The organism is Sphingobacterium tabacisoli (assembly GCF_017908035.1).
Lineage (GTDB): Bacteria > Bacteroidota > Bacteroidia > Sphingobacteriales > Sphingobacteriaceae > Sphingobacterium > Sphingobacterium tabacisoli.
Genome location: NZ_JAEQMU010000005.1, coordinates 263,900 through 289,047, shown reverse-complemented (window position 1 = coordinate 289,047; position 25,148 = coordinate 263,900). Strand labels below are relative to the sequence as shown.

General features: G+C 39.9%; 25 protein-coding genes and 1 tRNA gene. 12 read left to right on the top strand and 14 right to left on the bottom strand.

Annotation, left to right across the window (positions count from 1 at the left end; translation table 11 throughout):
- The first annotated feature begins 67 nt into the window (after positions 1-67).
- The 7 genes from miaB to groL all read left to right on the top strand — a co-directional run bounded on the left by miaB (position 68) and on the right by groL (position 7,064).
- The gene (gene miaB / locus JKG64_RS18070) at positions 68-1,501 is read left to right on the top strand and encodes a tRNA (N6-isopentenyl adenosine(37)-C2)-methylthiotransferase MiaB (protein ID WP_210355664.1); all 1,434 of its coding nucleotides are present in this window, start codon (positions 68-70) and stop codon (positions 1,499-1,501) included.
- Between the two features lie 37 nt (positions 1,502-1,538).
- Positions 1,539-2,807, top strand: coding sequence for a sigma-54 interaction domain-containing protein (locus JKG64_RS18065; RefSeq protein WP_210355663.1), 1,269 nt, complete (start codon positions 1,539-1,541; stop codon positions 2,805-2,807).
- 6 nt (positions 2,808-2,813) lie between these two features.
- Positions 2,814-3,344: an LptE family protein gene (locus JKG64_RS18060; RefSeq protein ID WP_210355662.1), complete on the top strand. Its 531-nt coding sequence runs from the start codon at positions 2,814-2,816 to the stop codon at positions 3,342-3,344.
- 17 nt (positions 3,345-3,361) lie between these two features.
- Complete coding sequence (locus tag JKG64_RS18055) at positions 3,362-4,465, top strand: hypothetical protein (protein WP_210355661.1); 1,104 nt, start codon at positions 3,362-3,364, stop codon at positions 4,463-4,465.
- A gap of 17 nt (positions 4,466-4,482) precedes the next feature.
- Positions 4,483-4,830, top strand: a complete 348-nt coding sequence (gene secG / locus JKG64_RS18050) for a preprotein translocase subunit SecG (RefSeq protein ID WP_210355660.1) — start codon at positions 4,483-4,485, stop codon at positions 4,828-4,830.
- 218 nt (positions 4,831-5,048) lie between these two features.
- Positions 5,049-5,324: a co-chaperone GroES gene (locus tag JKG64_RS18045; RefSeq protein WP_021071123.1), complete on the top strand. Its 276-nt coding sequence runs from the start codon at positions 5,049-5,051 to the stop codon at positions 5,322-5,324.
- A 102-nt stretch (positions 5,325-5,426) separates the two neighbouring features.
- Complete coding sequence (gene groL, locus JKG64_RS18040; protein ID WP_210355659.1) at positions 5,427-7,064, top strand: chaperonin GroEL; 1,638 nt, start codon at positions 5,427-5,429, stop codon at positions 7,062-7,064.
- 115 nt (positions 7,065-7,179) lie between these two features.
- Here the strand turns inward: groL and JKG64_RS18035 are convergent, their stop codons facing one another.
- Together JKG64_RS18035 and JKG64_RS18030 are read right to left on the bottom strand one after the other, a co-directional pair.
- The gene (locus JKG64_RS18035; RefSeq protein ID WP_210355658.1) at positions 7,180-7,566 is read right to left on the bottom strand and encodes a DUF2752 domain-containing protein; all 387 of its coding nucleotides are present in this window, start codon (positions 7,564-7,566) and stop codon (positions 7,180-7,182) included.
- Complete coding sequence (locus tag JKG64_RS18030) at positions 7,566-8,078, bottom strand: CD225/dispanin family protein (protein WP_210355657.1); 513 nt, start codon at positions 8,076-8,078, stop codon at positions 7,566-7,568. The genes JKG64_RS18035 and JKG64_RS18030 overlap by 1 nt, the downstream gene beginning before the upstream one ends.
- A gap of 49 nt (positions 8,079-8,127) precedes the next feature.
- Here JKG64_RS18030 and JKG64_RS18025 point away from each other — a divergent pair, with 49 nt between their 5' ends.
- Positions 8,128-8,922 (top strand): M90 family metallopeptidase, encoded by a 795-nt coding sequence (locus JKG64_RS18025; protein ID WP_210355656.1) that lies wholly within the window; start codon positions 8,128-8,130, stop codon positions 8,920-8,922.
- A gap of 47 nt (positions 8,923-8,969) precedes the next feature.
- Here the strand turns inward: JKG64_RS18025 and JKG64_RS18020 are convergent.
- Positions 8,970-9,041 (bottom strand) — tRNA-Glu (locus JKG64_RS18020).
- 114 nt (positions 9,042-9,155) lie between these two features.
- Here JKG64_RS18020 and JKG64_RS18015 point away from each other — a divergent pair.
- Positions 9,156-11,645, top strand: coding sequence for a family 20 glycosylhydrolase (locus JKG64_RS18015; protein ID WP_210355655.1), 2,490 nt, complete (start codon positions 9,156-9,158; stop codon positions 11,643-11,645).
- Here JKG64_RS18015 and ytxJ read toward each other — a convergent pair.
- The 5 genes from ytxJ to JKG64_RS17990 form a co-directional block, all read right to left on the bottom strand.
- Entirely contained in the window at positions 11,635-11,964 is a 330-nt protein-coding gene (ytxJ, locus tag JKG64_RS18010) for a bacillithiol system redox-active protein YtxJ (protein ID WP_210355654.1), read from the bottom strand. The two genes, JKG64_RS18015 and ytxJ, sit on opposite strands and share 11 nt — an antisense overlap.
- Before the next feature lie 11 nt (positions 11,965-11,975).
- Positions 11,976-12,698, bottom strand: coding sequence for a hypothetical protein (locus JKG64_RS18005; RefSeq protein ID WP_210355653.1), 723 nt, complete (start codon positions 12,696-12,698; stop codon positions 11,976-11,978).
- A gap of 174 nt (positions 12,699-12,872) precedes the next feature.
- Complete coding sequence (gene ribH / locus JKG64_RS18000) at positions 12,873-13,361, bottom strand: 6,7-dimethyl-8-ribityllumazine synthase (RefSeq protein WP_210355652.1); 489 nt, start codon at positions 13,359-13,361, stop codon at positions 12,873-12,875.
- A 76-nt stretch (positions 13,362-13,437) separates the two neighbouring features.
- Complete coding sequence (locus JKG64_RS17995; protein WP_210355651.1) at positions 13,438-14,094, bottom strand: tetratricopeptide repeat protein; 657 nt, start codon at positions 14,092-14,094, stop codon at positions 13,438-13,440.
- Between the two features lie 94 nt (positions 14,095-14,188).
- The gene (locus JKG64_RS17990) at positions 14,189-16,108 is read right to left on the bottom strand and encodes a polysaccharide biosynthesis protein (protein ID WP_210355650.1); all 1,920 of its coding nucleotides are present in this window, start codon (positions 16,106-16,108) and stop codon (positions 14,189-14,191) included.
- 132 nt (positions 16,109-16,240) lie between these two features.
- On the opposite strand from JKG64_RS17990, the gene JKG64_RS17985 reads away from it, so the two are divergent.
- A complete protein-coding gene (locus JKG64_RS17985) occupies positions 16,241-17,452 on the top strand; it encodes an alanine dehydrogenase (RefSeq protein ID WP_210355649.1) in 1,212 nt (403 codons plus the stop codon).
- Positions 17,453-17,503: 51 nt separating this feature from the next.
- Entirely contained in the window at positions 17,504-18,328 is an 825-nt protein-coding gene (locus tag JKG64_RS17980) for an alpha/beta hydrolase (RefSeq protein ID WP_246512660.1), read from the top strand.
- A 4-nt stretch (positions 18,329-18,332) separates the two neighbouring features.
- Here the strand turns inward: JKG64_RS17980 and JKG64_RS17975 are convergent, their stop codons facing one another.
- From JKG64_RS17975 to porX, 6 genes are all read right to left on the bottom strand, one after another.
- On the bottom strand, positions 18,333-19,388 hold the full coding sequence (locus tag JKG64_RS17975; RefSeq protein WP_210355647.1) for an ABC transporter ATP-binding protein: 1,056 nt from the start codon (positions 19,386-19,388) through the stop codon (positions 18,333-18,335).
- Between the two features lie 56 nt (positions 19,389-19,444).
- Complete coding sequence (locus JKG64_RS17970; protein WP_210355646.1) at positions 19,445-20,224, bottom strand: outer membrane beta-barrel protein; 780 nt, start codon at positions 20,222-20,224, stop codon at positions 19,445-19,447.
- 4 nt (positions 20,225-20,228) lie between these two features.
- Positions 20,229-21,005, bottom strand: coding sequence for a hypothetical protein (locus JKG64_RS17965; protein WP_210355645.1), 777 nt, complete (start codon positions 21,003-21,005; stop codon positions 20,229-20,231).
- Positions 21,006-21,011: 6 nt separating this feature from the next.
- Entirely contained in the window at positions 21,012-21,548 is a 537-nt protein-coding gene (locus tag JKG64_RS17960) for an RNA polymerase sigma factor (RefSeq protein ID WP_210355644.1), read from the bottom strand.
- A gap of 68 nt (positions 21,549-21,616) precedes the next feature.
- Positions 21,617-22,033 (bottom strand): tRNA (adenosine(37)-N6)-threonylcarbamoyltransferase complex ATPase subunit type 1 TsaE, encoded by a 417-nt coding sequence (gene tsaE / locus JKG64_RS17955; RefSeq protein WP_210355643.1) that lies wholly within the window; start codon positions 22,031-22,033, stop codon positions 21,617-21,619.
- 15 nt (positions 22,034-22,048) lie between these two features.
- Entirely contained in the window at positions 22,049-23,602 is a 1,554-nt protein-coding gene (porX, locus tag JKG64_RS17950) for a T9SS response regulator signal transducer PorX (protein ID WP_210355642.1), read from the bottom strand.
- Positions 23,603-23,862: 260 nt separating this feature from the next.
- Between porX and JKG64_RS17945 the strand changes: the two genes are divergently transcribed.
- On the top strand, positions 23,863-25,098 hold the full coding sequence (locus JKG64_RS17945; RefSeq protein WP_210355641.1) for an HD domain-containing protein: 1,236 nt from the start codon (positions 23,863-23,865) through the stop codon (positions 25,096-25,098).
- Positions 25,099-25,148 lie beyond the last annotated feature (50 nt).

Genomic DNA, 25,148 nt, shown 5'->3' with positions numbered 1-25,148 from the left:
AAGCTCTGCCAAACTGTCATAAATAATGGTATTTTATTTTTAACTTTGTAGTCTTTTACAATAAGCTATGTTAGAATTAACACATACAACAAAAACGCATGACGAAGACCGTCAAGGAGAGGCTTTGGAGCTTGCTCCAACAGGGAAAGCGGATGGAAGAAAGCTTTATATTGAGAGCTACGGTTGTCAGATGAACTTCTCGGACAGTGAGATTGTTGCGTCTATATTGATTGATAAGGGGTTTGAAACGACCAAGGATTATAAGGAAGCTGATGTGGTATTTATTAATACCTGTTCTATTCGGGAAAATGCAGAGCAACGTGTTCGCAACCGTTTGAAGGAATTTGAATCCGCTAAAGCGAAAAACCCAGGGATGGTTGTTGGTGTATTGGGCTGTATGGCGGAGCGTTTGAAAGCTAAATTTCTTGAAGAAGAGAAGTTAGTAGACGTAGTGGTCGGCCCAGATGCTTATCGTGATTTGCCTAATTTGATCGAAAAGGTGGATGATGGTAACAAGGCGGTGAATGTATTGCTGTCGCGGGAAGAAACTTACGCTGATATCAGTCCCGTTCGCTTAAATTCTAATGGCGTTTCTGCATTTATTTCTATTATGCGGGGCTGTGATAACATGTGCTCATTCTGTGTGGTGCCTTTTACCAGAGGCCGGGAGAGAAGCAGAGATACACAGTCGATTGTAAAAGAAGCACAGGATCTATTCAATGCCGGATATCGTGAGGTTACGTTGTTGGGACAGAATGTCGACTCCTATAAATATACACCTAAAGTTGAAGAGGGCGAGGATGCGCTTCCGACTGTTAATTTTGCGAATTTGTTGGAGCTTGTTGCTCAGGTGAGTCCTGAATTACGGATACGTTTCTCTACATCGCACCCAAAAGATATCACGGATGAGGTATTATATACGATGGGTCGGTACGAGAATATCTGTAAGTATATCCATTTACCGGTACAATCGGGCAATTCGAGGGTATTGGAGTTGATGAACCGTACATATGATAGGGAATGGTATATGGGGCGGGTAGAGGCGATCCGCCGTATTATTCCGGAGTGTTCTATCTCTACGGATGTAATTACCGGTTTCTGTACAGAGACAGAGGAGGAGCACCAAGAGACGCTCTCTATGATGGATTTTGTGAAGTATGACTTCGCTTATATGTTTGCCTATTCCGAGCGCCCAGGTACATTAGCGGCCAAACGCTACGCGGACGATATACCAGAGGATGTCAAAAAGAGACGTTTGACTGAAGTGGTTAATAAACAACAGGAGCACAGCTTGGAACGTATACAGCAGTATGTGGGCAAGGTTCATAAGGTATTGATTGAAGGTTTCTCTAAGCGATCGGATCAGGATTACTGTGGACGTAACGATCAAAATACAATGGTTGTATTCCCTGTAGATGCACGATTCAAAGTTGGCGACTATGTACAGGTACTGGGCGAAAGTTGTACTTCTGCGACGTTGATCGGTAAGATTATTGATTAATACTATACTAATATCTCATTACTCAAGACTAAGGACAATGGACATCCAGGACATAAAAAATAGATTTGGTATTATAGGGAATTCACCTTTGCTCAATCGTGCTATAGATGTTGCGAAGCAGGTTGCTCCTACTGATATATCTGTTTTAATACAAGGTGAGAGTGGTGCAGGGAAAGAAGTTTTTTCACATATCATACACCAACTGAGTGCCCGCAAGCATGGACCATTTATTGCGGTAAACTGTGGTGCCATACCGGAGGGGACTATAGACTCGGAGCTGTTTGGGCATGAGAAGGGGTCTTTCACAGGTGCACATGAAGCACGCAAAGGTTATTTTGAAGTTGTAGATGGTGGAACCATTTTTTTGGATGAAGTCGGAGAGTTGCCTCTAAATACACAGGCCCGTTTATTAAGGGTACTGGAGTCAGGCGAATATATACGGGTAGGTTCTTCAAAAGTGCAAAAGACCAATGTCCGTGTGGTAGCTGCGACAAATGTGGATGTATATGAAGCCGTAAAAAAGGGTAAGTTTAGAGAAGATTTGTATTACAGGTTGAATACAGTTCCTTTACGTATACCGTCTTTACGGGAGAGAAAGGAAGATATATTTCTTTTATTCCGGAAATTTGTGGTTGATTTTTCAGACAAATATAGATCACCAGGAGTGCAGTTGACACCAGATGCCCAAGAGTTGTTAGCGAATTATAGCTGGCCAGGGAATGTGCGGCAACTAAAAAATATTGCGGAGCAGATTGCGGTACTAGAGAAGGAGAGAATCGTAGACGCTCGGATTCTAAGTAATTATCTCCCTGTAGAGAAAAGTTCAAGTACGCTACCGGTATTTGTAAAAGAACAGGGGAAAGAAGATTTTTCAGAACGGGATATTCTTTATAAGGTCCTTTTTGATATGAAAAAGGATATGGTTGATTTGAAAAAACTAGTTGTAGAGTTGCTTCAGAATGGTAATACAGCCGCTTCTTATGATCAAAATTCCCAGTATATAAATCAGCTCTACCAAGAGGTGAAGCCAGCGACTGCGCAACTTTATAATGAAGAGCTGAATAAGACACCTACACTTACGATACATAATCCGACAACAAATTCTTCTAGCAATAGTTATGTCTCCATTGATGATACACAGGATGTAGAAGAGGTTGAAGAATCACTTTCTCTTGTAGACAAGGAGTCGGATATGATTAAAAAAGCCTTGAGAAAGCATAAAGGTAAGCGTAAGTCTGCAGCCCAGGAGCTTGGGATTTCGGAACGTACACTGTATAGAAAAATTAAAGACTTAAATTTAGACTAGATACTTATGTGGGGATTAACAGTTCGGATCAGAGTAGTTGGGGTGCTATTTGTAGCGCTTTTTATGGCTCAAAGTTGCGGTGTTAAGTATGGTTTTACTGGAGGCTCTATTCCAAAGGATATGAAAACGTATTCTGTTTTGTATTTTGAGAATATTGCTCCTATGGTATATACGACGCTTAGCCAGAACTTTACTGAGGGATTGAAAGAGCGTATTCGAACGCAATCTAGTCTGAGTCAGGTTAATGTAGATGGAGATGCTATTTTTGAGGGAATGATTACAAATTATACAATTACTCCTGCGTCGGTTGCTGCCGGTGGGCTTGAAAGAGCGGAAAATAGTAGATTGACTATTACTGTGAAAGTAAAGTATACGAATCGTTTAGACCAAACAGGCGAAAGTAATTTTGAAGAAAGTTTTTCTCAATTCAAAGAGTTTGCCGGGTCAGATGTTACTCGATTTGAGGCTGAGTTGAATCAGGAAATCATTAAGGCTTTGACTGAGGATATTTATAATAAAGCGTTTGCTAACTGGTAGTATAATTCGAATTAGATATGACAGACTTAAATAATTCAGAACATATACTATACCGACAGGCTCTTGTTGATCCATCTAGATTGACCGAGGAGGATTTGTTGGGGTTGATCGTCCGCTTTCCTTATTCTCAGCCATTGATATTTGCTTATGAGCGCAGGAAGAAACTGATCAATGAAGTTTCTCCCAGTCGCGAACTTGCCCTATTGTATGCGCCTAATGCGAATTGGCTTTGGAACTTTGTGAATGCACCTGTTGTGAAAGTTGAGGAGGTTATTCCTGAAAAGGAGGAGTATATTCCTTTCGAATTGTATGACAAGCAGGATGAGGTGATTGTAGCTAAAGAAGACACAGAGCCTGTAGTTGAGGAGCAGGTTGCAATGGCAGAGGAGCCTAGGCATGAAGAGGATGATGAGGAGGTTGATCAAGATAAAGAAGAGGTTGTTTCGGCCAGGAAAGAGGAAGTAGAATTAGAGAAGTTGTTTCAAGGTGGGGCTGTTCTTGGAGACTACTTTGTTTTTGAGGAAAAGGAAAAACAAGTAGAAGAGAGTGTAACAGAAGAGGAGGCACTGTCTTCTTCTAATGATGATCCAGAGGATGTAAGTCTATATAATGATGACTTGATGCCGTATAGTTTCAGATGGTGGTTGCACAAAACGCGGCTAGAACATGCAGATATATACCAGCCTTTTATTGCTCCACATCTGCCGAAACCTGAGAAAGGGCATTTTGATTTATCGAAATTAGACGAAACGATTCTTGACCAACAGATCAAGGAGAATATAATTCACTTTCAGGATCCAGAGAGTAAGCTGAGTGATGCGGTGAAGAATAGTCCTTTGAAACCTGTTGAACCGAAGAAAAGTGATCAGGTAATTGAGCGATTTATAAAAGAAGAACCTATTATACAGGCTCCTTCAGCCCAAAATCTTCACAATGAAAATATGGCACGTCAAAGTGCAGAGGATAATTACTCTCTTGTTACAGAGACATTAGCTAATATTTATATTGATCAGGCACTTTATCTTAAGGCTATTGAGGTTTTCAAAAAATTAATTTTGAAATATCCAGAAAAAAAATCGTATTTTGCGACCCAAATTCAAGAGTTAGAAAAAAACTTATAAATAATATTAACTAAGAAATGACAACATTATTCATTATCCTGATTATTTTGGTAAGTGTGATTTTAGCATTTTTCGTGCTTATCCAGAACCCAAAAGGTGGAGGTTTATCATCAGGATTTGCTGGTGGAAGTAACTTAATGGGAGTTCAACGTACAGGTGACTTTTTAGAAAAAGGTACATGGACCCTAGTAATAGCGCTTATGGTATTTAGTTTAGCTATTAATATTTTGGGACCTAGTTCAGGTTCTAGCACTGGAGGTCTTTCTAATCAAATCGAAGCACCTGCACAGGCACCTTCTTTAAACTTGAATGCTCCAGCTCAAGGTCAGCAAGCAGCACCTGCTAAACCTGATTCAGCTAAATAAAGGATAGAAAAAAATAGTAAGCCTTACAGAGAATTTCTGTAAGGCTTTTTTTTTGCCCGACTGTCATGATGACACAGCTTTGCGGGAGAAAGACTGTCAGTTCCTTAGTTGAAAAGGAAAAAATGGCAATCTTTTGAGAGATGCTTCCTTTGGCACAGTTGGTGATGATAGTAATTTGTAAAGGTTAAAATTAAAAATAAACGTATAATAGTATAATTATGGCATTAAGTATTAAACCTATTGGAGACAGAGTGGTTGTAGAAGCTGCTCCAGCAGAAGAGAAAACAGCATCAGGTATCTATATTCCGGATACGGCTAAGGAAAAACCATCGCAAGGTACTATCGTTGCAGTTGGTGCAGGGAAGCCTGAAGAACCACTTACTGTTAAAGTTGGTGACAAAGTGTTATATGGTAAATATGCAGGTACTGAGATTACTTACGAAGGTAAAGAGTATTTGATTATGCGTGAGGCTGATATTTACGCTGTACTTTAATAAAAAGGTCAAAATTAAAAATTAAAAATAAGAGTTATCAGAGAGGTATTTTGCAATATCTATTGCCTCAATACTCAATACTAACTACTTAATACTAACAAAATGGCAAAACAAGTTAAATATAACGTTGAGGCACGTGAAGCCCTTAAAAAAGGAGTTGATACATTAGCGAATGCAGTGAAAGTTACTTTAGGTCCTAAAGGGCGTAATGTGATTATCGAGAAAAAATTCGGTTCTCCTGCGATCACTAAAGATGGTGTGTCTGTAGCTAAAGAAATCGAGCTTAAAGACTCATTAGAAAATATGGGCGCACAGATGGTCAAAGAAGTAGCTTCTAAAACAGCTGACCAAGCTGGTGATGGTACTACAACAGCTACTGTTTTGGCACAGGCTATCGTTGCTCCAGGAATCAAATCCGTAGCTGCTGGTGCTAATCCAATGGATTTGAAAAGAGGTATCGACAAAGCTGTTGCAGCTGTAGTTACTAATTTGAAATCGCAATCTCAAACTGTAGGTGCTGACAATAATAAAATCAAACAAGTTGCTTCTATATCAGCAAACAACGATGAGGTTATCGGGTCTTTGATCGCTGAAGCGATGGAAAAAGTTGGTAATGATGGTGTTATTACTGTTGAAGAAGCAAAAGGTACTGAAACTGAGGTTAAAACTGTAGAAGGTATGCAGTTTGATCGCGGTTACTTATCTCCTTACTTTGTAACTAACTCGGATAAAATGGAAGCCGAATTAGAAAACCCTTATATCCTAATCTACGATAAGAAAATTAGCAATATGAAGGAGTTGTTACCAGTTTTAGAGAAACAGGTTCAAACAGGTAAGCCGTTGTTGATTATTGCAGAAGATTTAGATGGCGAGGCTTTGGCTACTTTGGTAGTAAACAAAATCCGTGGTTCTTTGAAAGTTGCTGCAGTTAAAGCTCCAGGATTCGGTGATCGTCGTAAAGCGATGTTAGAAGATATCGCAATCTTGACTGGTGGTACTGTTATTTCTGAAGAGAGAGGTTATAAATTAGAAAATGCAGAATTATCTTACTTAGGTCAAGCTGAAAAAGTTGTTGTCGATAAAGATAATACTACTGTAATCAATGGTTCTGGAAATGTTGATGATATCAAGGCTCGTGTAGCTCAGATTCGTTCGCAGATTGAAACTACTACATCTGACTATGACCGCGAGAAATTGCAAGAGCGTTTAGCTAAATTGTCTGGTGGTGTCGCTGTTCTATACGTTGGTGCGACTACAGAAGTAGAGATGAAAGAGAAGAAAGACAGAGTAGATGATGCATTGCATGCAACTCGTGCTGCTGTTGAAGAAGGTATTGTTGCGGGTGGTGGCGTTGCATTCATTCGTGCTGTCGAGGCTTTAGCAGGTCTTAAAGGTGATAATGAGGACGAGCAAATCGGTATCGATATTATCAAAAGAGCTATCGAAGAGCCTTTACGTCAAATTTGTTTTAATGCAGGTGTCGAGGGTGCTGTGATCGTACAGAAAGTGAAAGAAGGAACTGCTGATTTTGGATATAATGCGCGTACGGATAAGTTTGAAAACTTAATCGGTGCAGGTGTTATTGATCCTACAAAAGTATCTCGTGTAGCTTTGGAAAATGCTGCTTCAATCGCTTCTATGTTGTTGACAACAGAGTGTGTATTGGCAGATGAGCCTGAAGAAGCTGGTGCTGGTGCTGGCGTGCCTCCGATGGGTGGCGGAATGGGCGGAATGATGTAGTAAATTGTTCTTATCATATAAATAGAAAAATCCCTGACTTGAGAATAGTCAGGGATTTTTTTATGCAAAATTAAACGATCCAATATCTCTTGTGCGGAGATAGATTCATTCAGTTTTAGATGATGTTTCGAAGCACGGTGAATACAAGCAGGATTATTCCCAAGATTATCAAAGCATTCTGTCCATATAGAACCCCGCGCAATCTCAGCTCCTTAGTGGTTGGTTCGGGCGTGAGCTGCAGGTAGAATCCCACAACTAGATACGGAATAAGGAGGAACAGCATAGGGTTTTCTAAGAAAGCATGCTTAAGGTATCCATTTAGTAACAGATGAGTAGCCCGCTGTCCTCCGCAACCAGGGCAATCTAATCCTGTAATAGCCTTTATTGGGCATTTTGGGAACAGGACGTGCTCCAATGGATTGAAGTATTTATAAATCAATGCTGCCGCCCCTAGTGCTAGGGGGTAAAGCAAAAGAAATGACTGTCTCTTGCTTAATTTCATTAAACGATCGAATTAAGGAAACCTATTCCAAATAGGCCTAGCGTAAGTAGCCATACGATACCACAGGCTACGAGATTAATAATAATCCATTTTTTAGCATTTTTTGAGTCACTCTCCGCTCCGGCAAGGTCTCCTGCATAGAACTTCTTTTCCACTCTGGAGGCATATACTATAGCTGGTATTCCAAATATCCAACAGCATAGTATTGTTGTAATTATGCTCTCGACGAGATAGGTTTTCGGAGGTCTTAGGTAGTGTGTGTTTGCCGCTCTATCTGTGGCGAGGGAGGGCGGTATTGCGGACTCCCCTGACATAGATGGTGGGATGGTGGGAGGAACCGTATTAATTAATAGGTCTTTTAACTCCGGTACATCCTGAGCTTTTGTCCAGGTTACCAAATCCTCAGTCCATATAAGTGTATTTGGGCCAATCTGTTTCGTTCGCAGTTCTTCGAGCGTAAGGGGCCCGAAAGAGTTTTTCCCATCTGAGTAATGATAACTTTTTGTTGGCATGGCGTCTTTTATCTTAGTATCTTACTAAGATAAAACATAAATGTGAAATATGTACAATCCCTACTTTGTTACCGGTTTAATTTTTTTTGTGGGTGGTATTTTGATTTTTTATGCTTTCAAGCGTGTCAATGGGAAGCAGAAAAATGTGTATACCGAATTACCGGATGCTTTTATAGAGAAGGTCTTATTAGATAAGGTGCGATTTTATATAAAGCTGTCCGATGCAGAAAGGAGTGTTTTTAAAGAACGTGTTCGGTATTTCCTGAGAAAAGTCAAGATATCTGGAGAGAAGGGAGCAGTCGTAACGGACAGCGACAAGGTGTTGATTGCCGCGAGTGCGACGATTCCTTTACTTCACTTTGAGACCTGGGCTTATGAGAATTTAGAGGAGGTGATTGTGTATCCAGATTATTTTGACGAGCGGTTCGACACGCAGGCTGACAGTAAGAATGTAGCGGGTATGGTTGGTTCAGGAGCTATGAATCGAAAGGTGGTGTTATCGCTGCCTGCATTGCGGGGTGGCTTTGACAAGTATGTCGATGGGAATACGGCAGTTCACGAGTTTGTTCACCTTATTGATAAAGCCGATGGGGTCGTAGACGGTGTGCCCGAATATCTTATCCCCAACGAGCTGATCGAGCCATGGATGAAGGAAATGAATCGAACCATACGGGAGATACGGGAAGGTGATTCGGAGATTAGGACCTATGCAGGTACAAATGAAGCCGAGTTTTTAGCGGTGTTATCGGAATATTTCTTTAAGAAGCCAAAGAAACTACAGGATGAGCATCCAGAGCTGTTCGCTCTACTTGATAAAATCTATAATAGAAAATCAGACGTATAGTTTTGAGGCAAAAAAAAAGGTTGAAATCTTAAAATTTCAACCTTTCGTAGCCCGTAGGGGAATCGAACCCCTGTTTCCAGAATGAAAATCTGGCGTCCTAACCCCTAGACGAACGGGCCTTTATTTGTTTCGGTGTGCAAATATAGGATTAATTATTATTACTGCAAAAAAAATAATCATTTTTTTTAATGAATTTCAATTCTTATTTTTAGAAGTCAATCAAAAACTTAAACATGAGATATATCGTTTTATTTGGAGCACTTTTAGGTTCCTTAACGGCTGAACGTGGGCTTGCACAAGTATCATCTATCGCCGAGCAGGTGCAGGTGAAATGGAGACCTGATATTAACTATAATGGAAAGGATCAATTGGACCTCACATTGATCGTGAAGAATACTTCTAATAGCAATTTGGATTTGAGTAAATGGGATTTATGGTTTAATGCGATGTACCCTGTTGTTAACAAGACTACTGCGCAGTATTCTTTTTCCGATCAACGAGGTAATTTATTCAAACTGCAGTTCACAGAAAAAAGCTTAGCACCTAATGATTCATTGGTGATGGTGTATACGAGTAAGTATGCTATTTCTAACTTATCTACGATGCCCAATGGGTTTTATTTTCAAAGTCGGACAGACAAGAATGTGTACTATCCAGTGCGTAATGTGTCTTATACCCCAGTTACAGCTACTGCGGAGGTTCAAAATAGTTTTAATGCATCTTTGTTTGAGCGGAATGCTCGATTAAATAAGAAGGCCGCTCTGCCGTTAATTTTTCCAACACCCCGTACGATGAAAGTGGGCAACGGAAGTTATACAATTCCATCCCAATTAAATTATTTTGTCTCTGATGGATTTGATGTCAAACTAGACGGTTTGAATAATATTCCTGCTGTCCGTAATCTGCAATTGCTTCCTGCCAAGGAGGAAAACGCACAACTGCTTATCAAGCGAGTTGAAGGCCTCAAGAATGAAGCTTATAGGCTCTCTGTAGGCAAAGAAGGGATAAGGATTGAATCTAGCTCAGACGCAGGTGTGCAATATGCACTGCAATCCTTGATATCGATGCTAAGCCCTGAGATGTATTTTGCTACAGCCGGACTGAAGGTCCCTTTTGTTAAGGTAGAGGATGAGCCTAGATATGTTTATAGAGGTTTCATGATGGATATCGCACGGAATTTTAAGGATAAGACTACGATTTTCAAATATTTGGATTTAATGGCTCGGTATAAACTGAATGTGTTCCATTTCCATTTTATTGATGACGAGGGCTGGCGTATAGAGATTCCTTCGCTTCCTGAATTGACAGCAGTTGGTGCTGTAAGATCTCCTTTATTCCGTGATGGCCGTTCTTTAGAGCCGGCCTATGGTTCGGGCGGAAGTTCTATTTCTAGCAATTTTCTGACACGTGCCGATTTTATAGAAATCCTAAAATATGCGCATGACCGTAATATCGTTGTGGTGCCAGAAATAGAAACGCCAGGGCACGCTAGAGCTGCTATCAAAGCAATGCACGCTCGGTATGAACGATTGTTGGCGGCAGGGGATAGAGAAGAGGCTGAGAAATATCTATTGTATGATCTAGAGGATCGTTCTGAATATAATTCAGTGCAGAATTTTGGTGATAATGTTATAAATCCTGCGTTGCCTTCTACTTATGCCTTCTTAGAGAAGGTAATTGACGAGTTTATAGCGATGTATAAGGAGGCGAATATTCCTTTCAAAAAGATTTCTATCGGAGGAGATGAGGTGCCTAACGGAGTTTGGACAAAGTCTCCAAAGATTGATGCCTTGATGCAAAGAGAGGGAATGAAATCACCACACGAAGTATGGCCTTACTATATAGAACGGGTTAATGCAATCTGTTTGGCTAAAGGGCTGGATATGGCGGGTTGGGAAGAGATTGGTATGGTCAATAAAGGGCAGGGAATGGTTGTGAACCCGGAGCTTCGAAACAAGTCAAATATACAAGTGGATGTCTGGAATAATGTAATCGGCGGTGGACAGGAAGATCTGGCATACCGTTTAGCGAATGCAGGATATCAGACGGTACTTATCAGCGCATCTAATATGTATTTTGACATGATGTGGAATACTAATTTTATGGAACCGGGACTTAAATGGGCTACTTACGCCGACCTGTTCCATTCCTACTCCTTATTACCAGAAGATTACTTTGCAAATATTGATACCTATTACAGTGGAAAGAAGTTAGGTAAAAAGGGATTCAGTCAACGTATACGCTTGACAGAGAAAGGGAAAGCAAACTTTTTAGGGATAAAAGGAGGATTATGGGCGGAGACTGTATTGAATGAAGAGCAGATGGATTATTTGGTTTTTCCTCGCCTTTTTGCATTGGCGGAACGCGCATGGTCAGATAAAAGATCGTATGAGAATGAAGCCAAGTTTGATCTGAAACTTTTGGAGAACGACTATGCTAAGTTTATTACCAAAGTGGGAGCGGATGAGCTGCCAAAGATTGCTGAGCAGGTCAAGTTTAGACTCCCTGGTGTCGGGCTCAAGGAGGTCAAAGGAAAAGTATTTGCTAATGTTGAGTATCCAGGTTTCTCTATTTATTATACTTCGGATGGTTCCTTGCCTACATTAAATAGTGAGCGCTATGAAGCGAATACCCCGGTTCCTTATCGTGCTGGTCAGGTCTTAGCCTTTGCAGTCGTTGATAGCGAAGGAAGGCTAGGTCAGGTATCTTACTTTAAGAAATAAATGGGATAATGTCTTGCATTTCGATATCGGAATGCGAGGCATTATAAAGGCATGTGTCTCCTTTTACAATTAGTAGCTGCGGAGACTCATGTCTTACCTTCCAAAGGTCGGCTATAGCATTTGAAATATCTCGGTGTGCTATTAGATCCAGATAGTATATGACTGTCTCCTCTGGGATAAGGTTTTTATCGTGCTCCAGGTTACGTTTAGCCATTGAGCTTACAGGACAACGTGTGCTATGTTTGAATAAGATGTAAGTATCATTGGAGGCGTATATGTCCTGAATCGTATCTATCGATTTAATGTCTTTCCAAATCATTCGCTGTCTTTTTAAATATTGGTGAATTTTCCTGTTTCCACGTCAGTGAATGCCGCTACTATCTGAAATCGGTAACTGGAATGGTTTTCGAATACTGTAGGAAGTAGAATGCCTTCGCCGATATCTTTGATTGCAGAAGTCCTGTATTCTATGTTACCTATTATGATAGATTTGATGTCACCTTTATTGGTAAGTGTAATCTTACCGTTTATGCTGTCATCTCCCAAGGTAGGCATGTTGGCAAATGAAATAACGTTGAGCTTATCTGTATTGATGACCTTTTGAGAAACGTCTGTTATACTTGATGGGCTGTCGCTCAGAAATGCGGGTAGAAAGAGGATTTGGGTATCTTTGAAGAACTGCCCTAGGATATTATCCATGATGTTATCGGGACTTTCTTTGCTCTCTGTTGTGTTAACAAAGTACTTTTTTATCTTTTTGGTCTTGTAGTTGAATAAGAGTACAAGGCTTTCATTGTTTTTATTGCTTCCCTCAAAACGACAGTCTCCGGTTTTTTTATCAATAAGGAATGATCTTTCATTGCCCATTGCCGAGCTACTGGAAGGACCAACTACAGAATAGAGTAAATAGCGCGTATTTGTCCATTTATTAGCTTCCCCTATTGACATTTGGATTAAATCCTTTCCGCTTTTTTGTTCTTGTGCGTTTAAGTTACCAAAGTTCAAGAAAAGAAGCAACCCGACAAGGAAAGCAGTAAATTCAACGTGTTTCATATCACTATGGTTTATAGCTATTATCTCGTTCTATGCTTTTTCTTGGGATAGGTATTGTATGCGGCACAAGTCGATTGTGTACCGCAAGATGATAAAATAGTTGTAACAATAATTAAACAACTCAAAAAGATTAACTTCCTGTTCATATTACAAAGATATCAAAAACAATACCAACTAGAATGCGCTGGCGATATGGCACATTTGGATAGCTGTAATTGCCGCCTCTTCTCCTTTATTGCCATGTTTGCCACCTGCTCTGTCTAGGGCTTGTTGCATGTTGTCTGTAGTTAATACGCCAAATATGACTGGTTTATTGTGTTTGATTCCAACATTTGCTATTCCGTTGGCTACAGCGTCGCAAATAAAGTCAAAGTGACGTGTTTCACCTTGTATCACACAACCTAGACAGATTACTGCTCCAAACTGTTTGTTACGTAGAGCAATGTCTGCTCCTGAGATTAATTCGTAACTGCCAGGTACCTCAATCACTTGGATATTGTCTTCACTAGCTCCATTTTTAAGGAGGCCGTCTACAGCTCCTGCTAGTAATGCACCTGTAATCTCCGCATTCCATTGTGCTACGACAATTGCGAATTTTATTCCTTCCGCACTTTTTACTTTTAAATGTGAGAAATCCGATAAGTTCTTTAAGCTACTTGACATGATGAAACCCTCCTTTTTAATCAAAAAGGCTGCCTAATAGCAGCCTTTCGGTATGTTATGTATTAACTTTTAAATATTATTGTTTTGCTTGTACACGAGCTAGTGGCCCATCTATTGTAGAAGCTTCTGAGCTTTCAGGATATTCTGTTTTGATTCTAGAATAAGCCTCTTCTGCTTGTTTGTTTTCATTCAGTTGTTCATAGACTAGACCTAGTTTTTTAAGAAACAACGGTGTTGTATACGAGTTTTTCGACTTATCAGCAGCCTTCTTGTAGTAGTCAGCAGCATTTTTGTAGTCGTGGCTTTCCGAATAAGAATCACCAATCAATCCGATTACTAATGGGTCTAATATCTCACTACCTGTATCAGCGTACTTTTTAAGGTACTTGATTGCTTCCTGGAAGTTTTGTTGACGCAAATATAGGCTACCTAAATAGGCATTGGCGATATTTGCTGAAGGAGTATTTGAGTATTCGTCAGCTATTTCTTTGAATCCTAAAAATGTGCCATCTCCATCAATAGCTTTTTTCTGTAAGGAGTCAATTAATGCATATTCCTCTGCTTTATACATTGCATCTGCAGCTTTTTCAGCACGCGGAGCGAGATAAAACTTTTGATATCCTATGTATAATAAAATCAATACAATGATTCCTCCTAGGATAAAAATCACACTCTTTTGGTTGTCTTGAAAAAATGAACCTTTTTTCTCGGTTGAATTGATATTCGTTGACATTAGTTTATTTTAAATAATTATACGGAACGCAAAAATACACTTTTATTAAATATTTGCAATACTTTGTTGTTATAAAATGCTAATTTATTGCCTCTTAAGAGGAAGGGATCTCCTGTTGCTTATCCAATAGTTCATATTCTGAATTCTGACTCTTGAATTCTGGAACTATAACCTTCATTTGTCTCACTATATTCGTGTTGTGCTGAGAGTCTGTAATCTCTAATAACTTTTCTAATTGAATAGATACAGTTGCAAAGTCATTATCCCTTACCTTAGCAATCATTATTTTTTGATGGTGGGTAGGGAGTGTGTTTTCTAAATCATTGAGCAACTCTTCATAAAGTTTTTCACCAGGTCGTAAACCGGTAAACTTGATTTCTATATCTTGGTTAGGGATATAACCTGACAGTTTAATCATTTTTTGGGCTAAGTCCACGATCTTCACTGATTTACCCATGTCAAAAACGAATATCTCACCACCTTGTCCCATGCTTCCGGCTTCGATGACCAGTTGGCAAGCTTCCGGGATCGTCATAAAATAACGTGTTATCTCTGGGTGAGTCACTGTAACGGGGCCACCTTTCTCAATCTGTTCTCTAAAGCGAGGAATTACCGAGCCATTAGAACCAAGGACGTTACCAAATCTAGTGGTGATAAACTTTGTGCCTGCTTTGTTCTCCTTGAGTATTTTACTATTTAACGACTGTACATATATTTCTGCAATTCGTTTAGTTGCTCCCATGACATTCGTTGGGTTGACCGCTTTATCTGTAGATACAAAGACGAATTTCTGTACATTAAATTCCACCGAAAGATTGGCTAGGTTCATTGTCCCAAAAATATTGTTTTTTACCCCCTCGATGGGGTGATTTTCCATCATCGGCACGTGTTTGTATGCGGCAGCATGATAAACAATATGGGGTCTGAAGGTCTCGAACAATATTTTCATCCGCTCTCTACTCTTGACATCAGCGATAAAAGCGTGAAAAAGCTGATCTTTAAAGTTTTCTTGAAGGTCAAGTTGTAGATTGTGCAATGGAGATTCGGCCTGGTCACAGAGAATAATCATTTGTGGGTTGTATTGCCCCAGTTGTTTGGCAATTTCACTACCGATAGAACCCGCTGCTCCAGTTACAAGTATACGTTTACCTCTCAGTTGCTCAAGGACACTTTCGTTTTCCAACTTAATTGTCGAACGGTCTAGGAGGTCTTCTATTCTGACATTTTTTATCTGGTTGGCCGTCAGGTCTCCGTTCATTATTTTTTTGATTGGAGGCAGTGTTAGTACGGATACATTGTGTTCAAGACAAATCTCAATTACTTCTGATTTTTTGTCCGGAGGGATGGATGGAGTAGCAATGATGAGTTCATCTACAGCACATTTATAAATTACTTTGGTTAATTCTTCTGAACCGAAGATTTTAACACCATCTATTGATTTTCCGATTTTAGAAGGGTTATCATCGAGATAGCCTACAATAATCTTATTGGATGTCAGGTCATGATCAAAGGTTCTTTTCACTGCAATACCAAGTTCACCCGCACCAAAGACTAAGGTATTCTTCTTGATTTTTCGGGCTGTTTTTGAGTACTGGAAAAATATTTTGATCGACGTTCTATAGGTAATCAGTCCTGCGAAAAGGAAAAGCGAATAGATAATAATAAGTCTGCTATCTATAAACTTTGGTGCCCTGAACGCCAAACCAAAAAGTTTGAGTGCGAAAAGAATGATTATGGTGAACAATATCGTAGAGAGGATTCGAATTGAATCGGCTGCGCTGGTGTATCGTACAATGCCCGAATAAAGTCTAAAAATGGAAAACGATATTGCCGTGGCTCCTATACAGAGTAGAAATTGTGTCGCAAATTCATTTGGAGAAACAGTATGAAATTGGAAATTATGAAAAAGAGCAAATGCTGTCAAAAAAGTTATGGCAGCAACGAACAGGTCTAACGAAAAGATTATCCATCTAGGGACAATCTTGACATGATTGATGACTCTGAATAATTTCATTTATAATCTTACGTGGTGATTCTTACAAATGTAGCAGAAAAATATAACAGTTTTACCTTTATTGTTTTTGTGCCGTTAAATGATTGAAACTTACTCTAATATATTTATATTTACTCCACTAATTAGTTTGAGATGGGTAATATGACTAGGATTTCGCCAGATGTGTTTGGACAGACTCAAGAAGCTTATAAAACAGCAGAGAGTTCGTCCTGTAAACTTATCATTGGCATTCCAAAGGAGATTGTTTTTCAGGAGAATAGGATTGCGTTGACCCCATTGTCTGTCGCATTGTTGGTAGAGCATGGGCATGAGGTTCTGATAGAGAGCGGAGCAGGAAAAGCCTCTAATTTTCTAGATCATCATTATAGTGAACAAGGCGCGCAGATTGTCTATGAAAAAGAGCGAGTCTTTAAAGCGGATATTATTATTAAGATTGCAAGCCCCACACTGGAAGAAGTCGCTTTAATGAAGAATAAGCAGATTCTTTTATCATCCCAGCAGCCTTCATTAATGGACCTACAGGTTTTAAAGGCGATGATGAAAAAGCAGATCACGGCGTTATCGTATGAGTATTTACAGGACGAGGGTGGTCATCTAACTGTAGTGCGTGCTATGAGCGAGATTGTGGGCGCTACTTCGATTTTGATTGCCGCAGAGTATCTATCAAATGTTTTCGAGGGGAAAGGGCTGATGTTAGGTGGGGTTACAGGAGTGCCTCCAACAGAGATAGTTATTATTGGTGCGGGTACAGTGGGCGAATTTGCCGCACGGACAGCAATAGCCTTGGGCGCGCAGGTTAAGGTTTTCGATAGTTCGGTTTTTCGATTACGTAGGTTGCAAAACAATGTCGGGGCAAGAGTGTTTACATCCGTGATACAGCCTATTATATTGAATAAGGCAATCCTGTCCTGTGATGTTGTAATTGGAGCTTTAAGAGCAAAAAATGGCCGCTCGCCGTGCATTATATCGGAGGAGACAGTTTCTAAGATGAAACCAAACTCTGTTTTGATCGATGTTTCTATCGATCAGGGGGGGTGTTTTGAAACCTCTGAGATAACATCGCACGATAAACCCGTTTTTAAGAAATATGAGGTAATACATTACTGTGTTCCCAATATAGCATCCCGGGTAGCGCGTACAGCAACTTACGCGATGACCAATATATTTACACCTATTCTTTTGCAGATTGCGGACTATGGAGGGGTGAGTAATTTGATTTGGGGACATGCTGGCGTGCGTAATGCCGTGTACCTATACCAAGGGAGTCTGACAAATAAAGATATGGCGGATAAGTTTAATATCCCTTATAAGGACTTAAGTTTGATGATAGTCGTGAATCAATAAGATTTCTAGGTAATGCGACACCATTGTATATTTATATTTTTTCTAGTAACAATGATTGGTCTTGCGATCGGACAGGAGAAGGTTCCATTCTATCCTAATGGAATTTTGAATTTGAAGGAAGGGATAGATTTAGGAGATAACATTCCCGAATTATATTTTTATAAGCCGGCGACTCAATCCCAGTCCAAGGTATTTCTAATTATTCCCGGAGGAGGGTATGCACGTGTAGCTATGGGACACGAAGGTCATGACGTCGCGAGGCGCTTGCAGGCTCTTGGCTATGCTTCTTTTGTCCTACGGTATAGATTGCCAGTGGATAGTCAGATGTTGGACAAACGGATTGCTCCGATACAAGACGCACAGACGGCTCTTACGTATATCCGGACAAACGGAAATGTATGCGGTATAGATGTTCGTCAAGTTGGAGTTTTAGGTTTTTCGGCTGGAGGACATTTGGCTTCTACTTTATCAACTCATTTTGATACTTCCTATATCGGAATAGAAACCGAGACGAGTTTGAAACCTGATTTTTCGGTATTAGTCTATCCCGTAATAACAATGACTGCTGGAGTGACCCATCAAGGGTCAAAAAAACACTTGATCGGACCAGTTTTTGATGATGCTGATGTACTGAGATTTTCTAATGAAAATAATGTCAATAGGAAGACTCCCGTAACTTATCTTGTTCATGCAGAAGATGACGGGGCTGTTCCCATAGCCAATAGTTTACGCTATCAGCAAGCATTGGATCGCTTTGACGTACCGAATCACTTGTATCGGTATAAAGTAGGAGGGCATGGATTTGGCATGGTCAATAAAAAGCAAGAAGGCGACTGGTTTGCGGACATGCTACAATGGCTCGAGGGCCAGCTTTAAGCTATTAATCCGCTGAAGTAAAAGTAATATATTTCTTAATATCAAGTTTTATCTTAGTTCCTGTAGGGAATGGAGAGCTTGTGTTTACAATGGCATGTATTGATAGATCATTATTACCTATCACATACTCTTTGTAAAATCCTCTAAACCGAATATTTTTTATCCATAATATGCTGTCGGAAGAAGGAGTTGCTTCAATCCATTCCTGATGAATGGCAATAGGTTGCATGACTTTTATCCCTATGGTATTTGCTTGCTCAGGGGTGAGTATATTGCTTTTAGCAAGTAAGAGTGCTGTGTAGGGGTTTTTTGGGGTATAATAAAGTACCTCTGGCGAACCTAGGTCTACAATCTTCCCTGCTTTCATGACGATTAGACTGTCTGCCATAGCCAACACCTCTGCCGGATCGTGTGAGACAAGTATGACCGTGAGACCTAATTCTTCGACAATTTGCCGTATATCCTGCTGTAGGTCGTCTCTAAAAGCTGCATCTACCTGATTGAATGGTTCATCCATCAATAATACTTCGGGATCATTGATCAATGCGCGTGCTATGGCTACACGTTGACGTTCACCTCCGCTGAGGTCTGCTACCCGTTGCTGAGCGAGGTGATTTATTTTTAAGCGGACCAACATCTCTTCTGTCCTCGACTTTTTGTAGTCTAGGTTGGTGTTGGGTAATTGTGATGCTATGTTGTCCCAAACTTTTGCATATAGGTTTAAATCTTCAAACCCTTGCGAGACTAGCTTCATAGCATCATGTCCGGGTATGAGTTTATCTTTACGGGTGGGCACCAACCACCCTTTATAACGTACTTCTCCGGAAAAAGGTTCCAATAAGCCATATATCAATTTTAGTAACGTACTTTTGCCACTGCCGGACTCACCTATTATAGCCGTTATTTGACCCTGCTCAATGTCAAAATCGACATGATCTACTGCGATTACACGTTCTTTGCTTTCAAATACACTACTTATATCTCTTCCATGGATTAGAGATACGTCCGGTTTTTGTACATCAGAAGGAATATATTGACAAGAAGATTTAGAATGAGCCATAAAAAATGCCGAAATGTGATTTCGGCATAAAAGTAGTGATATTTTTCGATTAAGGTCTAAAAACCTAGGGTAAGCCCAAATGTGAAATTATTCAGACCTTTTTGGTCGGGGCTATTTTCAAAGACATCATTTACGTAGTATTTGGCAAAAATACCAAAGCAATCATAGCCTACACGCACAAAAGGTCCATATTGAAAGCTTGCTAGGTTGAAGTTGTCCTTAAACGTTTGTTTTCCCTGTTCTTTGCTTTTTAATCTTTGGCTACCTTTTAGTAAGATTCCAGTCATTGCGCCAAAAGCGACTTTGACGCGGTCACCTTTGCTGTTTTGGGCACTACGCCATTCCATAGAAAGAGGGAGTCTAAGGTAAGTAGAAGTCAGTACGTTCTTGCTGTAGTTTATCTCTTTGGGATCTATCTCTTGGTAAGATAGCGATTGTGTGTCTTCTGCCAATAGAACGTTTTTCTTCAAACGTAAGTAGTTCCATTCGAACCCTGCCGATAGGTAGGTTTTGAAATTGTCATTGAGACGGACACCAAATTGAAGAATGTCAAATCCAAAATTGGATGCTTTTTTATAAGCTAGGAAGTCATTTTCTTCTGAAAGGGTAAATTTTCCATCATCCATTATTCTAGAGAATCCCCAATCAATACGGGTAAATGTCACTCCCCCGAATGTTCTGGGATATTTGGTTTTGTTCGGTTCATCTTTGATACCGATACTGATATCTAAGTCTTTTTCTCGGCGTTCAGAATGCTCTTGTCCTCGAGCTGGAGATAATGCCAAAGAGGTGAATACTAATCCCAAAATTCCATACTTAAGAGTGCATGCTTTCATCGTTCTATTTTTTTTTATTACGGTTTCTGACTAGTGAATTAATTATATCAATACGGAAGGAACCTTCTTCATCAGTGCGGAATCGAACATCCTTTGTAGGGCTTACTTCGAGCTTCTCTGAGATAGTGTTCAGTATTGTTGTGACTATGCTTTTATTTGCTGTTTCATGTGGAGCTTGTGCATACATGACTTCTAGATCCTCATCTAGATCTATTAACGGCTTTATTGCTTCCATTTCTGTGACTTGTCTGACGGGGATATCCGCTAGATTAACTTGTTGGATATCTTTAATGTTTGTGGAGTTGGGCTTTGTTTCTTCTAGATTATTTGTTGCCAACTCAATGTTTATTCGCTGTTGTTGCGTTGATCTATCCGACTTGTTGCTTACGAACTGTGTCTGTTTTGTAGCGCTAATTTGCTGTGAGAGTTTAGGCTTGGTGTAATTTTGAATCTCCTTTTCATTTACTAAAGCTGCTCCTCGCTCGATAGGCTCGGCTATTGTGATATTATCTGTTGTCGATCCTGCTGTTATGTTTGTCTCTTTATCCGCAGAAGGTAGCTTTGTAGTATAGTTTATTTTCAATAACACCAGGGTCGTGCCTAGGAGTATGAGTGCCGCAGCGGCATATTTGATCCAAGTATACCTTCGGGGTATAATGTGGACTGTTGTATTGTGTTCGTCTAGTTGTTTTTCAATCCGTTGCCAGACGTTTTTGTTTGGTGTTTCTTCTGCTTCATGAAAAGCGTTCTTAAACAACTTGTCGATGTCTTCTTCTTTCATGATAAGTTAGTACGTTAATTTTACTAATCTATTTTGTAACCATTGCCTAGCTCTGGAAAGTTGAGATTTGGAATTTCCTTCTGATATCTCCATCATTTCTGCAATTTCCTTATGCGAATACCCTTCTATGGCATAGAGGTTGAAAATAGTCCTATAGCCTGTAGGCAGTTGCTGAACCAGTGTCATCAAATCCTTGTATGCCGTCTGATCCGCACCAACATGGCTTGTTAGCTGTAGTGACTCGTTGCTATCGATTGACTCTGTTGCTTTTCCCTTGTTTTTTCGGTGTGTTTCGATAGCGACATTGATCATGATTCTTTTGATCCATCCTTCTAGGGAACCTTTGCCATCATACAGATGGTATTTGGTGAAAATATTAACAAAGCCGTTCTGAAGTATATCTTCTGCTTCAAGTGTCGTGTTTGCATATCGCATGCATACGGCCAACATTTTTTTTGAAAAATAGTCATATAATGTAGCTTGAGCTCTTCTGTCTTGCTTTTTGCAGGCTTGCCATATTATATTTAGATTGCTATTTTCCAATTAATTCATGTTAGTTAATAGGAAGACGAGATGAAGGAAAGAAAGGTTGCACCAGCTATTGAAAAAAATTATTTTTTCTCAATAGTTACGGTCCGTGTTTGAAAGTCCGGCACTCTAATAGTGACCTTTATTGCGTCGTCTGGTAGCAAATTGGGGATTTTTTCTGGCCACTCTACAAAGCAATAATTCCCAGAATAGAAGTATTCTTCGTAGCCGAAATCAAAGGCTTCAGCTTCTGATTTCAATCTATAAAAGTCGAAATGGAAAATTGGCCCATGATCAGAGGCGTATTCGTTTACAATAGAAAAGGTGGGACTGGATGTATGGTCTTTGACGCCGAGCTGTTGGCACAGTTCGTTTATTAAAGTCGTCTTTCCAGCTCCCATTGTTCCATAAAAAAGGAATATCCGATTTTCAGGATACTTCTTTATAATCTGAGATGCGGCTCCGTTTAATTCCGTTAAGTCTTTTACATTGATTTCCATAATAGACAAAAATACCTATTTTGGAATATAAGTAGCATAAGGGATAATCATTTCTTCCAGAGAGATTCCTCCGTGTTGGAACGTGCCATTATAGTAGTTGACAAATTGATTGTAGTTGTTGGGGTAGACAAAGTAGATTTCTTCCTTTGCAAACACAAACGTAGAACTTACATGTAGTTTTGGTAATTGCGCATCATGGGGGTTACGGATGGTGAAAACGTCTTTCTCTACATAGTTGAGGTTTTTCCCTTGTTTGTATCTGAGGTTGGTGTTTGTATTTCTATAACCTACGACTTTACTTGGTTTTTTTACCTGAATTGTGCCGTGGTCGGTTGTAATGACGACCCTAACTTTTTTCTGCGACAACCATTTTAGTACATCCAGTAATGGGGAGTGTTCGAACCAGGACAGGGTGAGCGAACGATATGCTGCCTCATCATTGGCCAGTTCTCTAATCATTGCCATGTCTGTTCGTGCATGGGATAGCATGTCTACAAAGTTGTATACCAGTATATTGAGGTCGTTCTGCATGTAGTTGCTAATATTGTCCATGACCTCTTTTCCTTGGTCTAGGGTGAGTACTTTGGTGTAGCTATGTTTGATGTCTCGTCTGTAAAGGCGCTTTATCTGGTCGGCTAAGAACTTATCTTCGTGCATGTTTTTACCACCCTCGTCTTCGTCATTTTGCCAGAGATCTGGAAAACGCTTTTCCATTTCCAATGGAGTGAGGCCACTAAATATGGCATTGCGGGCATATTGTGTTGCGGTTGGTAGTATGCTGTAGTAACTGTCTTCTTCTTCAAGTCGGAAATAATCGGTGATCACATCGTTGATTACTTTCCATTGGTCATAGCGTAAATTGTCTATTAAGAAGAAAAAAGTCGGTTTCTCCGGTTGGAGATTTGGGAATACCTTTTTTCTAAATAATTGATGGGAGAGTGTTGGGCTACTTTCCGGATTCTTCATCCATTTCAAATAGTTGTTCTCTATAAATTTCGAAAACGTAGCGTTTGCATCCGCTTTTTGCATGGTTAATATCTCATGCATGCTGTCGTCTTCGAGTTTTCCTAAAGAGAGCTCCCAGTAGATTAGTTTTTTATAAGCTTCGGTCCATTCTTCAAAAGACAGGTCATTATTGATGATCATGCCTAGGTTTCTAAACTCCTGCTGGTAGGCCATGGAGGTTTTCTCGCTGACGATCCGCTTGTTTTCCGTAAACTTTTTTATAGTCAATAGAATTTGCTTAGGGTTGACCGGTTTGATTAGGTAATCATCGATCTTGGCACCTATAGCATCTTCCATGAGGTGCTCTTCTTCATTCTTGGTAACTAGTATTGTTGGCGTTGTTGGATTGATAGCTTTAAGAATACTGAGTGTTTCTAATCCGGTTAGACCAGGCATGTTCTCGTCCAAGAACACGAGATCAAAGGGTTCTTGCTTAAAGGCATCGACAGCGTCATTTCCATTGTTGACGGTATGTACTTTAAACCCTCGTTCTTCGAGCAGAAGAATATGAGGTTTTAGAAATTCAATTTCATCATCCGCCCAAAGTATATGTGTTTTTGCCATTTTTGTTTTATGCTATATCATATTTACTGCCATATATCAAGAAAAACACCCAATAAGGTTAGCAGAATTTGAATAAGTAGAAAGTCAGTTGTCAATATAAACTTATATTTGAAACTAACCTAACTAGAATCCGGACAAAACGCTATTTTTTAACATTAATTAACGGCATTGTGTGTATCTTTGCGCTTATCTTAGATGATGGGCTTGTCGTTTTTATTCGACAAGTATAAAATTACGAAAACTCTTAAAGATTAGTAGGATTGAACAAGAAAAAAATCATTAATGATCCTGTTTACGGCTTTGTTACAATTCCGTCAGGATTGATTTTTGATTTAATCGAGCATCCATATCTCCAACGTCTTCGGTATATCAAGCAAGTCAGTATGACGCATATGGTGTATCCAGGAGCGTTACATACTCGTTTTCAACACGTCATTGGGGCGATGCATCTTATGCAGTTGGCGATAGACACTTTGAGAAGTAAAGATGTCGCTATTAGTATGGAAGAAGAGGAAGCAGCCTTAATTGCTATTTTGTTGCATGATATTGGTCATGGTCCTTTTAGCCATTCTTTAGAGCACTCGTTGATTGAAGGGGTTTCACATGAAATGATTTCCGCTCTTTTGATGGATCGCCTTAATAAGGAATTTGATGGTCGTTTGTCCTTAGCCATTATTATTTTTAACAATCAATACCCGCGTAAGTTCTTGCACCAGTTAGTCTCTGGGCAGTTGGATACAGATCGAATGGATTATCTGAATAGAGATAGTTTCTTTACTGGTGTATCTGAAGGCGTAATATCTTTTGACCGTATTATCAAAATGCTGTCCGTAAAGGATGATGAGCTTGTCGTCGAGGCAAAAGGTATTTATTCGGTAGAGAAGTTTTTGATTGCCCGTCGTTTAATGTATTGGCAGGTTTATCTACACAAAACAGTGATTTCGGCTGAGCAAATGTTGATTAAAACATTAAAGAGAGCTAGGATGCTGTGTCAGAAGGGAGAGGTGTTGTCTGCATCTCCAGCGTTCGCCCATTTTTTGTACGGCCAGTTGGATGCGGTTTCCTTCGTGAAAGATCCCGCACATTTAGACTGGTTTACAAAATTGGATGATACCGATATCTTATCGGCTATCAAGGCGTGGGAGACACATAACGATGCTGTATTGCGAATGTTGTGTCAGCGACTATTGCGCCGAAATCTTTTTGTTACGGAGATGAGATCCTACAGTTTTGAACAAGAAGAGATTGACGATGTGAAAAGAAAGGCTAAAGAACACTTTCAGTTAGAGGATGGCGATGTCGATTATCTTGTCTATCATCAAGAAGTACAAAACTCTGCCTATAATGCCGAAAAAGAGCCGATTAAGATTTTAAATAATCGGGGCGAGCTGATGGAGATTGCCGAGGCCTCTGATTTGTCGAATTTGGAGGCTTTGTCTAGACGTGTGGTAAAGTATGCGTTGACTTATCCGAAAGAGTTAAGGGCTGTGGAATAGACCCTCGGAATAAAAAAGTTGGAAACAAATTGGGAAAAAAAGATACATTT

Coding starts and splice junctions, on each gene's coding strand:
- JKG64_RS17970 (WP_210355646.1), bottom strand. CDS start 20,224: ATGAAAGCATGCACTCTTAAGTATGGAATTTTGGGATTAGTATTCACC.
- JKG64_RS17965 (WP_210355645.1), bottom strand. CDS start 21,005: ATGAAAGAAGAAGACATCGACAAGTTGTTTAAGAACGCTTTTCATGAA.
- JKG64_RS18045 (WP_021071123.1), top strand. CDS start 5,049: ATGGCATTAAGTATTAAACCTATTGGAGACAGAGTGGTTGTAGAAGCT.
- porX (WP_210355642.1), bottom strand. CDS start 23,602: ATGGCAAAAACACATATACTTTGGGCGGATGATGAAATTGAATTTCTA.
- ytxJ (WP_210355654.1), bottom strand. CDS start 11,964: ATGATTTGGAAAGACATTAAATCGATAGATACGATTCAGGACATATAC.
- JKG64_RS18025 (WP_210355656.1), top strand. CDS start 8,128: ATGTACAATCCCTACTTTGTTACCGGTTTAATTTTTTTTGTGGGTGGT.
- JKG64_RS18065 (WP_210355663.1), top strand. CDS start 1,539: ATGGACATCCAGGACATAAAAAATAGATTTGGTATTATAGGGAATTCA.
- JKG64_RS17980 (WP_246512660.1), top strand. CDS start 17,504: ATGATTGGTCTTGCGATCGGACAGGAGAAGGTTCCATTCTATCCTAAT.
- JKG64_RS17985 (WP_210355649.1), top strand. CDS start 16,241: ATGGGTAATATGACTAGGATTTCGCCAGATGTGTTTGGACAGACTCAA.
- groL (WP_210355659.1), top strand. CDS start 5,427: ATGGCAAAACAAGTTAAATATAACGTTGAGGCACGTGAAGCCCTTAAA.
- miaB (WP_210355664.1), top strand. CDS start 68: ATGTTAGAATTAACACATACAACAAAAACGCATGACGAAGACCGTCAA.
- JKG64_RS18035 (WP_210355658.1), bottom strand. CDS start 7,566: ATGAAATTAAGCAAGAGACAGTCATTTCTTTTGCTTTACCCCCTAGCA.
- JKG64_RS17990 (WP_210355650.1), bottom strand. CDS start 16,108: ATGAAATTATTCAGAGTCATCAATCATGTCAAGATTGTCCCTAGATGG.
- JKG64_RS18015 (WP_210355655.1), top strand. CDS start 9,156: ATGAGATATATCGTTTTATTTGGAGCACTTTTAGGTTCCTTAACGGCT.
- ribH (WP_210355652.1), bottom strand. CDS start 13,361: ATGTCAAGTAGCTTAAAGAACTTATCGGATTTCTCACATTTAAAAGTA.
- JKG64_RS18005 (WP_210355653.1), bottom strand. CDS start 12,698: ATGAAACACGTTGAATTTACTGCTTTCCTTGTCGGGTTGCTTCTTTTC.
- JKG64_RS18030 (WP_210355657.1), bottom strand. CDS start 8,078: ATGCCAACAAAAAGTTATCATTACTCAGATGGGAAAAACTCTTTCGGG.
- tsaE (WP_210355643.1), bottom strand. CDS start 22,033: ATGGAAATCAATGTAAAAGACTTAACGGAATTAAACGGAGCCGCATCT.
- JKG64_RS17995 (WP_210355651.1), bottom strand. CDS start 14,094: ATGTCAACGAATATCAATTCAACCGAGAAAAAAGGTTCATTTTTTCAA.
- secG (WP_210355660.1), top strand. CDS start 4,483: ATGACAACATTATTCATTATCCTGATTATTTTGGTAAGTGTGATTTTA.
- JKG64_RS17975 (WP_210355647.1), bottom strand. CDS start 19,388: ATGGCTCATTCTAAATCTTCTTGTCAATATATTCCTTCTGATGTACAA.
- JKG64_RS18060 (WP_210355662.1), top strand. CDS start 2,814: ATGTGGGGATTAACAGTTCGGATCAGAGTAGTTGGGGTGCTATTTGTA.
- JKG64_RS18055 (WP_210355661.1), top strand. CDS start 3,362: ATGACAGACTTAAATAATTCAGAACATATACTATACCGACAGGCTCTT.